Source organism: Flavobacterium sp. GNP011 (assembly GCF_056428925.1).
Genome location: NZ_JBWJVJ010000001.1, coordinates 483,306 through 496,713 on the forward strand (window position 1 = coordinate 483,306; position 13,408 = coordinate 496,713).

14 protein-coding genes are annotated in these 13,408 nt (G+C 33.4%); 6 read left to right on the forward strand and 8 right to left on the reverse strand.

Annotation, left to right across the window (positions count from 1 at the left end; translation table 11 throughout):
• Positions 1-14: 14 nt before the first annotated feature.
• The 5 genes from AC061E_RS02070 to AC061E_RS02090 form a co-directional block, all read right to left on the reverse strand.
• Complete coding sequence (locus tag AC061E_RS02070; RefSeq protein ID WP_478284777.1) at positions 15-1,550, reverse strand: ArnT family glycosyltransferase; 1,536 nt, start codon at positions 1,548-1,550, stop codon at positions 15-17.
• Positions 1,550-1,927 (reverse strand): GtrA family protein, encoded by a 378-nt coding sequence (locus AC061E_RS02075; RefSeq protein WP_478284778.1) that lies wholly within the window; start codon positions 1,925-1,927, stop codon positions 1,550-1,552. Before AC061E_RS02075 ends, AC061E_RS02070 begins: the two co-directional genes overlap by 1 nt.
• Entirely contained in the window at positions 1,914-2,504 is a 591-nt protein-coding gene (locus tag AC061E_RS02080; RefSeq protein ID WP_478284779.1) for a phosphatase PAP2 family protein, read from the reverse strand. Before AC061E_RS02080 ends, AC061E_RS02075 begins: the two co-directional genes overlap by 14 nt.
• A gap of 395 nt (positions 2,505-2,899) precedes the next feature.
• The gene (locus AC061E_RS02085; RefSeq protein WP_478284780.1) at positions 2,900-4,444 is read right to left on the reverse strand and encodes an Rne/Rng family ribonuclease; all 1,545 of its coding nucleotides are present in this window, start codon (positions 4,442-4,444) and stop codon (positions 2,900-2,902) included.
• A 384-nt stretch (positions 4,445-4,828) separates the two neighbouring features.
• The gene (locus tag AC061E_RS02090) at positions 4,829-5,119 is read right to left on the reverse strand and encodes an HU family DNA-binding protein (RefSeq protein WP_066080765.1); all 291 of its coding nucleotides are present in this window, start codon (positions 5,117-5,119) and stop codon (positions 4,829-4,831) included.
• 133 nt (positions 5,120-5,252) lie between these two features.
• Between AC061E_RS02090 and mutY the strand changes: the two genes are divergently transcribed.
• The 3 genes from mutY to gldD are packed head-to-tail and all read left to right on the forward strand — an operon-like array spanning position 5,253 to position 7,388.
• A complete protein-coding gene (mutY, locus tag AC061E_RS02095; RefSeq protein ID WP_478284781.1) occupies positions 5,253-6,293 on the forward strand; it encodes an A/G-specific adenine glycosylase in 1,041 nt (346 codons plus the stop codon).
• Between the two features lie 46 nt (positions 6,294-6,339).
• Entirely contained in the window at positions 6,340-6,780 is a 441-nt protein-coding gene (locus AC061E_RS02100) for a single-stranded DNA-binding protein (protein WP_478284782.1), read from the forward strand.
• Positions 6,781-6,824: 44 nt separating this feature from the next.
• Complete coding sequence (gene gldD, locus AC061E_RS02105) at positions 6,825-7,388, forward strand: gliding motility lipoprotein GldD (RefSeq protein ID WP_478284864.1); 564 nt, start codon at positions 6,825-6,827, stop codon at positions 7,386-7,388.
• 95 nt (positions 7,389-7,483) lie between these two features.
• Here gldD and AC061E_RS02110 read toward each other — a convergent pair whose 3' ends face one another.
• The gene (locus tag AC061E_RS02110) at positions 7,484-7,876 is read right to left on the reverse strand and encodes a heavy-metal-associated domain-containing protein (protein ID WP_478284783.1); all 393 of its coding nucleotides are present in this window, start codon (positions 7,874-7,876) and stop codon (positions 7,484-7,486) included.
• Between the two features lie 105 nt (positions 7,877-7,981).
• On the opposite strand from AC061E_RS02110, the gene AC061E_RS02115 reads away from it, so the two are divergent.
• The gene (locus tag AC061E_RS02115) at positions 7,982-8,848 is read left to right on the forward strand and encodes a DMT family transporter (protein WP_478284784.1); all 867 of its coding nucleotides are present in this window, start codon (positions 7,982-7,984) and stop codon (positions 8,846-8,848) included.
• A 200-nt stretch (positions 8,849-9,048) separates the two neighbouring features.
• On the opposite strand, the gene AC061E_RS02120 is transcribed toward AC061E_RS02115, so the two are convergent.
• Positions 9,049-11,097 (reverse strand): M16 family metallopeptidase, encoded by a 2,049-nt coding sequence (locus AC061E_RS02120; protein WP_478284785.1) that lies wholly within the window; start codon positions 11,095-11,097, stop codon positions 9,049-9,051.
• An 11-nt stretch (positions 11,098-11,108) separates the two neighbouring features.
• Positions 11,109-12,434, reverse strand: a complete 1,326-nt coding sequence (locus tag AC061E_RS02125; RefSeq protein WP_478284786.1) for a M16 family metallopeptidase — start codon at positions 12,432-12,434, stop codon at positions 11,109-11,111.
• A 234-nt stretch (positions 12,435-12,668) separates the two neighbouring features.
• On the opposite strand from AC061E_RS02125, the gene rplU reads away from it, so the two are divergent.
• Together rplU and rpmA are read left to right on the forward strand one after the other, a co-directional pair.
• Positions 12,669-13,091 (forward strand): 50S ribosomal protein L21, encoded by a 423-nt coding sequence (gene rplU, locus AC061E_RS02130; protein WP_478284787.1) that lies wholly within the window; start codon positions 12,669-12,671, stop codon positions 13,089-13,091.
• A gap of 23 nt (positions 13,092-13,114) precedes the next feature.
• On the forward strand, positions 13,115-13,381 hold the full coding sequence (gene rpmA, locus AC061E_RS02135) for a 50S ribosomal protein L27 (protein ID WP_086453627.1): 267 nt from the start codon (positions 13,115-13,117) through the stop codon (positions 13,379-13,381).
• The last annotated feature ends 27 nt before the right edge of the window (positions 13,382-13,408 follow it).

Here is a 13,408-nt window from a genome sequence, read left to right on the forward strand (position 1 = left end):
TTTATAATTAAAAATTATTCTCCGGTATAATCCTGAAGTAAATAAACCAGCATATTTCGTGTTGGTTTTTTATTTCTAAATTGTTTGATGACTACAGGAGCATTGATTTTTTTAAAACTCTTTTGATAAAGCTCTTTTGGATCGCTAAAACTATTTGAAACGGTTATGAAATAAGCATCATCTCCAGTTTTAAGCTGTTTTCTATAGGTATTTAACCAATCGTAAGTGTGAATGTCTTCCAGTTTTCCTAGAGCAATAAAATCTAAACCCAGAGGTTGTGCAATATAATTGTCAATGTGTGCTCCCGGAAACCATTTGTTGTTTAGAATGAATGTAGTTTCTGACAAACCTGATTGTAGGTCTTTATTTCGAACTTTTTTAAATTCAGTTTTGAAGAAGTTCCAATCATACATATCCAGTGTAAAGTCTTTTTTTCCCAAGGATATTTCATCTTTGCTGCCAATCGTTCCTGGGTAGAAATCTATCGTTAGAATTCCTGCTACCGTAATTACAGAAATCAATATACAAGAGGAATAAACTGATTTTCTCCAAAATGGAAATGTAATTTTACTTTTTTCTATTTCATCTGAAATATAACACGAAGCAAGTATTAATAGCGTTACAAAAGCGGGGCCAGACCAATGTGGTAGGGTTTCTCTGAAGAAGGAGAGGATAAGTAATAGTATAATTAAAGGTAAACTCAAGAAAAGAAGTAACCTCTTTATGGGTTTTTCAATATCAATTTTGTTTTTCCAAACGGCAATTAATGAAATAAGTATTAAAAAGTAATTGATTGGACTGTTGTATAAAACGCCTCCCAAAAACTCTCTGAAAAAGCTCAAAGGGTTAATTCCTCTGCTAATGGTGACTCTTTGACTGTGATAGGTATACGTAATAAAATGGTTCTCTACATTCCAAATTAATATTGGTGAAATCAGGAGTAAAGTGATTAGAAATGCTAAATAAAGATAACCATTCTTAAGTAAATCTTTTTTATAAATTAAAATATACAATCCAAAACCTCCCCATAAAAAAACACCGTGAATTTTACTCATAATGCATAATCCACTAAATAAACCGAATAAAATAAGAGAATAATTTAGTTTTTTTTGATTGGCTTGCCCTGAAACATTTTGAATTAGAAAGTAAACACTAATCAGCCAAAAAAATAATTGAGGTGAATCTGGAAGAATAAAGACACCAGCAATTATACTAGAATATAAAGAACTAGTATACAATAAAGAAGCTATTATACCGGCCTTTTTATTTTTGATTCCTTTGCAGATATCATAAATTATGTAAGTGTTAATAGCTCCGAGAGCGATTGCTCCTAGTCGAACAAATAGTTCGTTTGTGAAATAGAGATCAAAAGTAGTTAGACGGATCAATAATGCAACCATTGGTGGATGATCAAAATAGTTCCATTGCAGGTGTTGTGCATATGTGAGGTAGTACACTTCATCATTGCCTAATCCAATTGACATTGCAATAATACACCTAACAAGCGTAGCAATAATTATGATTGAAACTAATTGTTGTTTTTCTGTCATTATAATGTAAAGGTATACAATGAGTTAGCTGTAAAATTCCAAAAGAAAACAATTATAGTTACAATCGCTTTGCAAACATAAAAATTGATTTTGGTGTTCTTTTGAAGTAAATAAAGGAATGAAGTGTTTAATAAAAAACCTATAATTGAAATAATCAAAAAGCTTAGAAATTGAGTTGCTACGTGATTATCATTGTTCTGAAAAGTAAAATATTTATTCAAAAAGTAGTTGTTTACAACACCAAATAAGAATCCAAATGAATTGGAAAGATATTTATTTAACAATAATTTTTCTTTACAAATCCACGTTATTGCAAAGTCAATTACTAAACCAGAAAACCCAACCAACCCAAATTTGAAAAATTTAATAAGATCCATTAATGTTTGGTTTATGTTGTGTTTTAGAATTATGAATCGCTATTTGAAATTGTTTTACAATTTTTTTGATTTTGAATCTTTTTTTCTTGAACCATAAAACACTTAAAGTTCCTGATAAGACTCCTATTAGTGCTCCAGCCAAAACGTCAATTAGAAAATGATGAGCCAAATAAATTCTAGAATAGGCTATAGCTACTGCAAACAGTAAGCAAAGAGCCCAAACATGTCTTTTTTTGAAATAACTAGTAAGAACAGTAACCATCGCAAAGGCTGAGGCAGTATGCCCCGAAGGGAAACTTCGAAAGCCTATTCTGCAATTTGAAAAAGTGTCTAGGTAATAAGCATAATGAAGGGATTCAAAATAAACACTAGGCCTTGGAGACGTTACAAATTGCTTTATTACTTGTGACAAAAGTCCAGAACTTAAATAGCTAATTAATAAAACAACACCTAAATCTCTGTGTTTTTTGAAAGAAATCATTATAATAGTAAACACTATTATTATAAAAAGACCATCTCCGCAAAACGTAATATTTTGAAAAATTATAGTTAGTAAAGATGTATGGAATCCATTCATAATTATGAAAGTATCGGCCTTTGAATAACAAATTAAAAAAAATATACAAGCTGTGGTCAATGCTAAACAGCTGCTATAGAAAAGTCTGTTTTTGTTTATTATTTTTAAAAGTGTTTTCATCGTTAAGTAATTAGTAGTAGTAAAAATAAACCCTTACTGTTTTTACTTATTGAAAATCAGATTATTAAAAGTCGATGAAATAGTAAACATAATGTTATGAAGAAGGAGGTCTAAGTTCTCGGGTATTTTAGCCCAGATAGCAGCGGCATCTCCCGATTTTAAAAAAAAAGGCTTTTTTGGCCGTAGTTTTTTTGATCGGGAATATAGCGTATAGCTGGAAAAAGCTCCTAAAAAAAGAGCAAAAAAAAACTCCCCAATTTCTTGAGGAGTTTGTTTTATTCTATGACAGCATTTTCTTTTTTGTCATAAAAATGATATTCTAGGTACGTGTAAGCATCACGAGGTATAATTTTCACCCATTTTTTGTGCTCAAGAAACCATCTTGAACGCAATGATGGAAAACCTTTGGTAAGGTATGCGGCCACAAACGGATGAACGTTAAGAACAACTTGATTGTGGTTTTTTAATACTCTTTCTAGATCAAAAGAAATTTTATCAATGATTTGAATTGGCGCTTCAATTTCGCCTTCTACATTGTTTGGATCTTCTTCTCTGGTTTTAATATTAACTTCTGGTCTTACTCTTTGACGTGTAATTTGAACTAATCCAAATTTGCTAGGAGGTAAGATTTTGTGTTTGGCTTTATCATCGCTCATTTCTTCTTTTAAGAAATCGAACAACACTTTGCGATTTTCAGGATTAGACATATCGATAAAATCAACTACTATGATGCCACCCATATCTCGCAGACGCAATTGTCTAGCGATTTCGGCAGCGGCTATCATGTTGACTTCCATGGCAGTATCTTCTTGGTTGGTGGCTTTGTTAGAACGGTTTCCGCTGTTTACGTCTATAACGTGCAACGCTTCGGTGTGTTCTATAATTAGGTAAGCTCCTTTACTCATGGAAACTGTTTTTCCAAATGAAGTCTTGATTTGTCGCTCTATGTTGTATTTCTCAAAAATAGGTGTGTCTTTTGATTGATAGAACTTTACAATTGATTGTTTGGATGGTGCAATTTCTTGCAAGTAATCCTTTGTTTGGTTGTACAACTCTTCATCATCTATTTGAATACCGCTAAAGGTATCATTAAACACGTCTCGAAGTATTGATGAAGCTCTGTTGAGTTCTCCAAGTACTTTTGACGGATGATGAGCAGTTGGTAATTTTTTACACATTGCAGTCCATCTGCTTAGCAGGTTCTGCAAATCTTTTTCTAATTCTACTGTGCTTTTGCCTTCGGCTACTGTGCGAACAATAACACCAAATCCTTTTGGTTTGACAGATTGCACTAATCGTTTCAAGCGTTCCTTTTCTTTTTTGTCTTCTATTTTTTGTGAAATAGAAACGCGGTCAGAAAACGGAACCAAAACTATAAATCTTCCTGCAAGAGAGAGCTCAGCGCTAATTCTTGGTCCTTTGGTTGATATAGGTTCTTTGACGACTTGTACTAAAACAGATTGATTGGCATTCAAAACATCAGTAATGGTGCCATCTTTGTCTATTTCTTTTTCAAACTGAAAGTTTTTTAGGGAGAAATCTTTTATTTTACCTGCGCTTACAAGTTTTATGAATTTCAGTTGAGAAGAGAGGTTAGGACCTAAGTCGTGATAATGTAAAAAGGCATCTTTTTCAAAGCCTACGTTTACAAAAGCTGCATTGAGTCCAGCAACTGGTTTCCTGATTTTAGCAATAAAAATATCGCCTACTTGGAAGTTACTTTTTTCTTCTTCTTTGTGTAATTCAATTAGTTTTCCATCTTTTAATAAGGCAAAATCTACGGCTTCAGAACTAGATCTAATGATTAATTCTTTATTCATTTGTAAATTTTTATCCCAACAAAAAGCTTTTAGCTTTTAGCTTTTGGCTTTTAGCTTAATAAGTTGGCTAAATGCTCACGGCTAACTGCTGACGGCTAAAGTAAGGATGGATTAAACAATATTTTAACAGGTATTGTACCCGGAGAAAATTTCAGTTTACAGGATACAGTTTCAGTTTGCATATGAACTGCTTACGGAGACTGTATGCTGTTGACTGGATTTTCAATTTCAATGAACTTTTAAAAAGAAAAAAGTAGTTTAAAACTACTTTTTCTTCTTGTGACGGTTAGCTCTCGCTCTTTTTTTACGTTTGTGAGTTGCTACCTTATGTCTCTTTCTTTTTTTACCACTTGGCATGTCTTGTCGATTTTATGATTAATATTATTATTTTGCTTCGTTATTTGTTTTCACTCCTTCTACAAATACTTTTGCAGGTTTGAATGCAGGAATGTTATGTGCAGGAATCTTAATTGTTGTATTTTTTGAGATATTTCTACCTGTTTTCTCAGCTCTAGTCTTCACTATAAAACTTCCAAAACCTCTTAAATATACATTGTCGCCAGTTTCTAATGAATTTTTAACTTCATTCATAAAGGTCTCTACAGTTGCTTGTACATCTCCTTTTTCAAGACCTAATTTTTCTGAAATTTTTGCTACGATATCTGCTTTCGTCATTTTCTTTCCTATTTATAATGTTGTACTATTTTTTTGAGTTTGCAAATATAGGAATTTAAAAAACAATAATTCAAGCTAATTCATTAAATTTTAATTACATAAACTTTTACTTTTGCTAACAAATAATTAAAACATGATTTTTTATAAAACACTGATAGATTGGTATTTACAAAACAAACGTGATTTGCCATGGCGTCATACTACAAATCCATACGAGATTTGGCTCTCAGAAATCATGTTGCAACAAACACGTGTAGCTCAAGGAATGCCCTATTTTTTTGCTTTTACTACAGCATTTCCCACTGTTTTTGATTTGGCCGCTGCAAGTGAGGAACAAGTCTTAAAATTATGGCAAGGATTAGGATATTATTCTAGAGCACGTAATTTACACAAAACAGCTCAATACATATCCACAGAGCTTTCAGGAGTGTTTCCAGAAAATTACAATGAGCTTTTAAAACTAAAAGGAGTAGGCACGTATACGGCTGCTGCAATTGCATCATTTGCTTATAACGAAGCGGTTCCTGTAGTGGATGGTAATGTTTTTAGAGTATTGGCTCGTTATTTTGATCTGGATACGGATATTGCTCAGGCTGCAGCCAAAAATAAATTTTCTGCTTTGGCTTTTGAATTGATGCCAAAGGACAATCCTGCAATTTTTAATCAAGCCATAATGGAGTTTGGTGCCTTGCAATGCGTACCTAAAAGTCCTGATTGTGGTGTTTGTATTTTTAACGATAGCTGCGCCGCTTTACAAAAAAAGAAAGTTGACCAATTGCCTGTAAAGTCAAAAAAGCTCAAAGTACGAAATCGCTACTTTAATTATTTAGTTTTTGAAGATGCTAACAGTAATGCTTTAGTTCAAAAACGTACTGATAAAGGAATTTGGCACAACCTATATGAGTTTCCAGTTTTAGAAACGGATAAAGAGGAAGGTTTTGATTGTGTGAATGAATATGTTCAACAACTGTATGGCAAAGAGGAATCAAAACCTATTATATATGAGTACAACACAAAGAGTGTGTTACACAAATTATCCCACCAGCATTTATATATTAGGTTTTGGAAGGTTCAAGTAGAAGAAACTTTAGAAAACGCAATAGATATTGAAACCTTGCGAAGTTTTCCGTTCCCAATTGTTATTCATAATTTTATTGAAAAAGAATTGTTTTAAACCGTTTCCAAAAAAAATGTACCTTTGATACATACCACAAATCACAATGAACGGAACATTAAATAAGGTCATGCTTATAGGCTATCTTGGTGATGCCATCAAGATGCACTACTTTGAGGGGGGCAATTGCATAGGCAGGTTTCAGCTGGCTACTAATGAAGTGTACATCAATAAAGCTACCAATGAAAAAATAACTTCTACAGAATGGCACAATCTTGCAGTGCGTAACAAAGCCGCTGAACTTTGTGAAAAATACCTTTCTAAGGGAGATAAAATTTATGTTGAAGGCAGGATTAAATCACGACAATGGCAAGCAGAAGACGGGAGTACAAAGCAAACCATGGAAATTCAAGTGACTGAATTCACTTTTCTTACTACAAAAAAAGAAAGTGAAAACAATAAATCTACAGCTGCAGGTGATGATTCAAAAAACACTAATTTTGAACCCGAAAATAAGACGCTACCTATTAATGACTTGCCGTTTTGAGAAAATAAAATAGGATAGTTTCTTTTAAATAAAATTCGATAATGATTTTAAAAAAAATAAAAATTAGCATCACGTTAATACTATTGGTTACAGTTTTATTCAGTTGCAAAGAGGAGTTGTTACCGAAACCGGCAGGCTTTTTACGATTGGATTACCCAGAGGCTACTTATGTGAATTTTGCCAATGAATGTCCTTTTGGATTTGAGATGAACTCGGAGGCAATCATTAAAAAAGAAAAAAATTGTGGTTTTACCATTACGTATCCTAAAATGAAAGCGACCATTTTTTTGACCTATAATCCTGTTCGTAATAACATCAACGTGTTGTTGCGAGATGCGCAAACACTAACTTTTAAACACGTTATAAAAGCAGATGATATTTTGGAGCAACCGTACTTGAATCCAGATAAGAAAGTGTTCGGTATGTTTTATCAAGTGGATGGGAATGCTGCTACAAACTCACAATTTTATGTAACAGACAGTACGAGACATTTTGTAACGGGATCCGTATACTTTTATGCCAAGCCCAATTTTGATTCAATTATGCCTGCAGCCAGTTATATAAAAAATGATATGCAGCGCCTCATGGAAACTTTAAAATGGAAATAACAGTTAGGTTATACTGATAATATCAAAAAAAGCGTAACCTCTATCAACAAAAAAAATCCTCTTTATGAGGATTTTTTCGTTTTAATATGAAGCGTTTAAGATTTCATATCTTTTACCTTGTACGTTTTACCATCAGCGGCTGCCTCTACAACTTTAGTCAGTTTTTCAGGTGACTGAATGGTTTTGTCAAAGGTTACTTTGGCTTGTTTTGTTTCAAAATTTACTGTGGCTTCCTGAACGCCATCAAGTTGTGTCAAGTCTTCTTGAATGGTTTTAGCACAACCTACAGCGCAGGTCATTCCTTCCACTGCAAAGCTTGCGGTTTGTAAATTTGCTGCGGCAATTTTCTTTGGTTTTACGTTTGGATCTTTTTTGCCTTCAGCATCAGCAGCAATTTCAGTTCCTGGTTGTTTGTTTTCTGATTCTTTACATCCCACAAAAAGGGTGCAAGCAAACAATAATGCAAGTATTGATTTATTGAAATTCATGACGTTATTATTAAAAGTTTATTTTCTAAATGTGTTTACAAAATTAATTAAAAAATGAAGGCGTAATTCATAAAAAAAGTACAATTTTGGAGTAAAATTATCTATATGGAATCAAAGCAGTTAAAGTGGGTGTATCTTGTTGTTCTAGCGCTTGTTTGGGGGAGTTCTTTTATTTTGATCAAGAAAGGATTGGTAGGGTTAACAGCCATGCAATTAGGTTCACTTCGAATTATATTTGCCTCCATTTTTTTAATTTTTATTGGTTTTAAAAGCGCTGCTAAAATACCTTCATTCAAATGGAAGTATATTGCGTTAACCTCTTTGTTTGGTACTTTTATTCCAGCCTATTTATTTGCAATTGCACAAACAGAAATTGATAGTTCTGTGAGTTCTATATTGAATTCTTTAACGCCTTTGAATACGCTTGTCATTGGCGCACTCGTTTTTGGTTTACAGTTTAAAAGAAATCAAACCTTTGGGATATTAATAGGACTTATAGGTAGCGCTTTGTTGATTTTGAACGGTGCTTTTCATCATCCTGAGCAAAATTATTACTACGCAATTCTAGTTTTGATAGCTTCTATTTGTTATGCTGTAAATGTAAATCTAATTAAGAAATACTTGCATGATTTGAGTCCGTTGAGTATTACAACGGGAAATTTTATTGTGCTTTTGGTGCCAGCTTTTACCGTTTTATTGTTTACCAATTTCTTTTCGCAGGTGGGCGAACTTAAGGTACAGGAATCTATTTTGTTTATTATGATTTTGGGGGTTGTAGGGACAGGACTTGCAAATATTCTTTTCTTTAAATTGATTCAAATGTCGTCGCCTGTTTTTGCGACATCAGTAACGTATTTAATTCCTGTTGTTGCTTTTTGTTGGGGATTGTTAGATAATGAAATGTTGACACCTGTGCAGCTTTTTGGTGCTTTTATTGTTTTAATAGGAGTGTATTTGTCTGCTAAAAAATAATTGTTCTTATGACGGTTTTGCGTGAGGGAAAGTAGCAAGCTACCGAAGTAGCGCGTATTGCCCGACAGCATAAAAAAAGGGACCAACTAGCCGGTATTGCTGAGTAGGTCCCTTTTTTTATGGGGTCACGCCCAAGAAATTTTGAATCAAAAAAAGGTTGTCTATTGCTAGACAACCTTTATTATTTATGCGCTGTTTATTTATTGAAAATCAGTAGCAAGTACTCCTTCGTTAATTTTAACATCACTTATTTTAATGTCAATATCAAAACCTACATTTTGAATCATATTAAAAGGAACTTTTACGCCTTTTACTTCTTTATAATCACTATATGAGGTAGTTTTAGTCATGCTTTTACCACCTTGCTCCATCACAACTGATTCAGCTACTTTTAAACCTGAAGCCACATCATAGAACAATGTAGTTTTACCATTTTTAATTGCGTATGCATCTTTACCATTAATTGGTTCAATGTTTACCAATGTAAGACCTTCTTTTGATGCTAGTGTTAATTCTTTGAATGGAGTAGCTTCTGCTTTCATATCGTTTAACATTTCGCCTTCAAGAATTTGTTTTTGTCCTTGTTGCATCACGTAACCTCCTTTTTCATTTACCACTTGCTTCATTAAACTCATCGTTCCCATAGCTAACTCTACCATTAACATTCCTTTTGAATCAGTTTTTGAAACAAAACTCAATGGAGCTGGAGCCTGTGGAATTGTAGTACTACCGTTCATCACGATAGTTTTTACTGCTTGTGCGGCTTGAAGTCCGCCAATAGCTTTGATGTAATTGTCAAGAACACTTTTTACTGTAACTCCTGCAGGAATAGCTTTCTTTAACTCTGGTTTTGCAGTTGGATTACCATATTTATCAAAATATTGTACTGGATATTTTAGTTTTTCTAATCCAGCAGCAACATCAGCAGCTTTACCAACTATGACGATACGGCTATTATCTGCTAAGAAATATTTGTTAGCTACTCTTAAAATATCATCGGCAGTTACGGCACTGATGTTTTTAATATAGTTTTCGTAGAAATCAGCAGGTAAACCTTGTGATTGAATTCTTAAAGCATAACCAGCAACAGTTTGAGGTTTTTCAATTTGCATTACAAATCTACCTATATAACCCGCTTTTACGCTTGCTAGCATTTCTTCAGAAACTTTTTCAGTTCTAATCTTTTTTAATTCTTTGAAAATTTCAACTACTGTACTGTCTGTAACAGCGTTACGCACCTGAGTGGAAGCGTTGAAAGTTCCAACTCTTTTGTCTCCATAAATGCTACTTCTAGCGCCATAAGTCCATCCATGAGCTTCTCTCAAGTTCATGTTGATGTAACTATTAAAATCACCACCTAAAATTTGGTTTGCAATTAAAACAGCAAAATAATCAGGATCTGTCATTTTAAGTTTAGAAATATTCACCACAGCAACTTCTGATTGTACTGCGTTTGGCATGTCAATAAAGTTAATTTGCGTTTGAGGAACATCCTTTGGATCAGTATATGATATTGATGGCGCAACTGCTTTTTTCCAGTTGCTAAAGAATTTCTCAACCATTTTTTTAGTTTCGCTAAACTTTACGTCTCCAACAATAATAAGGTAAGCGTTACTAGGAACAAAATAGGTGTTGTAATTTGTTTTTACATCCTCTAGGGTTACATTTTTTACCGTAGTTTCGCTTACAAACTCACCAGCTGGATGATTTTTTCCGTAGGTTAGAACATTTACAACTCTTCCAGCTACTGCTGAAACGCTTTTTTCATTCGCCTTTAATCCTTCAATAAATTTTGCCTTTTCTTTATCAAATTCCTCTTGAGTAAAAACAGGGTTCAAAGCGCCGTCAGCCATTAATTCTAATACGCGTCCTGCGTATTTTGAAAGAGAACTTGCTGATGCACCATTAGAACTAAAATTGATGTTTGCTCCAAGAAAATCAACTTCTTCGTTAAAAGCTGTTTTAGAAATTTTTGAAGTTCCGCTGCCTATCAAAGCACTTGTCATTTCAGACACACCTTTTTTATCACCTTCAGTGTAAGGGTCGTTATCTAAGGTAAGACTAAAGGATACACGTGGTAGTTTATGGTTTTCAACTACCATAACTTTTAAACCATTTTTTAATTCAAATGTTTGTGGTTTTCCAATTTTTATTGTTGGAGCCACTCCAGGTTTTGGCTGTGGGATGATTTGTCCTTGCATAATTATGGTTAAGAACAAGCTTGATATAATTAATATTGATTTTTTCATAATGAGATATCTTAGTTTTGAGCTTTGTCTTTAGATGGAACATAATCCAAAACTAATCTTTGGTTTGGATTCAAATATTTTTTTGCAACATCTCTTATTTCCTCACGAGTAATAGATTGGTATATTTCTATTTCGGTGTTGATCAAGTTTACATCGCCGTACAATAAATAATAGGTTGCAAGATTATCTGCAATACCATCAATTGTTGAATTGCTGTTTACGTATTGATTTTCGAACTTGTTTTGTAGTTTTTGTAAATCCTTTTCAGAGATCAATTCAGTTTGAAGTTTTACAATCTCGGCATCAATTTCAGCAAGAATATTTTCAACAGTATTTGGTGCTTGTGGTAAGCCATAAATAATGTAGCTTCCGTAGTCTTCTTGATTATTACTAAAAGCACCTATTTGCAAAGCCATTTTCTTATCGTCTACAATTTTCTTGTATAATCTAGAGCTTTTTCCATCGCTTAGTATTGATGAAATCATATCTAATACTCTTGCGTCTCTAGTTTTCATAGATGGCGTTCTGTAGGCAGCAACTATAGCAGGGATTTGGATGTTTGCATCCTCGTATTTTGCTTTTATAGTTTGCGTAATTGGTTCTTCAACAAATGTTTCTCTTTGTATTGGAGTTCCTTTTTGTATTGGTCCAAAATATTTTTGAATCCATTCTTTTGCTTGTTCTTTTTTGAAATCTCCTGCTACAATTAAAACCGCATTATTAGGAACGTAGAATTTCTTATTAAAGGCTTGAAATTCCTCTAGTGTTGCAGCATCTAAATGACTCATAGAACCAATAGTTGCCCAACGGTATGGGTGCTTTGTGAAAATATTCTTTTTTACTTCGGCTAAAAAGTTGCCGTAAGGTTGATTGTCAACACGTAGTCTTTTCTCTTCTTTTACTACTTCGTTTTGAGTATCAACACCTATCTGATTAATAACAGGATGTAACATTCTTTCGGCTTCCATCCATAAACCTAACTCTAAGTTGTTTGATGGGAAAACTTCATAGTAATACGTTCTGTCATCTGTAGTATTGGCGTTATTAACTCCTCCATTTCCAGTTACGATTTTAAACCACTCACCACGTTTAATATTTTCGGTTCCTTCAAATAATAAGTGTTCAAAAAAGTGAGCAAATCCAGTGCGTTCTGGATTTTCGTCTTTGGCTCCCACATGGTACATCACAGATGTGATAACTGTAGGTGCAGATGGGTCATTGTGTAAAATTACATGTAAGCCATTGTCTAATTTGTATTCCTCAAAAGCTACTTTCTGCGCAGAAGCGACTCCTCCTAGCATAAACAAAGCACCTAAAGCCATTAATGAATTTTTCATAAGGTTAATAATTTTATTAATATGATAATTAGTAGTGCAGATATTTATTTTGTTACAGTAAAAATGCGACCCAAATAAACTTTAACATCTGTTTGATTTATAATAGAGATTATGGCCTTGAAAAGAAAAGTAAATCAGGTGTTTAGAGGTTTGAAATATTTTTTAGAGTACGAATTGCAGGATAAAAAATAAAGTGTATATTTGCAACCTTAAAAATTATTAAAACAATTCAGTATGTATGCAATCGTAGAGATAGCAGGGCAACAATTCAAAGTAAGCAAAGACTTAAAGGTTTATGTAAACCGTTTGACTAATGAAGAAGGTTCAAAAGTTTCTTTTGATAAAGTTCTTTTATTAGATGATAACGGAGCAATCACTTTAGGCGCCCCAGCTATAGAAGGTGCTTCAGTAGAAGCTAAAGTGTTACAACACTTAAAAGGAGATAAAGTTATCATTTTCAAAAAGAAAAGAAGAAAAGGATACAAAAAGAGAAATGGTCACAGACAATATCTTACTCAAATTGTAATTGAAGGTATTACTGGTGTAGGTGCAAAAAAAGCAGCTCCTAAAAAAGCAGTAGCAGAAGCGACTACTGAAGAAGTAGAGGCTCCTAAGAAAAAAGCAACCAAAGCTAAAAAAGAAGATACTCAAGAATAATAACAATATAAAACTAATACGTCATGGCTCACAAGAAAGGTGTCGGTAGTTCTAAGAATGGTAGAGAATCAGAATCAAAACGTTTAGGCGTAAAGATTTTTGGTGGTCAAGCTGCTATTGCTGGGAACATCATCGTAAGACAAAGAGGTTCAAAACATAATCCAGGTGCTAATGTTTACATCAGTAAAGATCACACACTGCACGCAAGAGTAGATGGAGTTGTTTTCTTCCAAAAGAAAAGAGATAACAAATCTTATGTTTCTATCCTTCCATTTGAAGTTGAAGCATAATTGATTTTCTCAATTATTTAAAAAAAC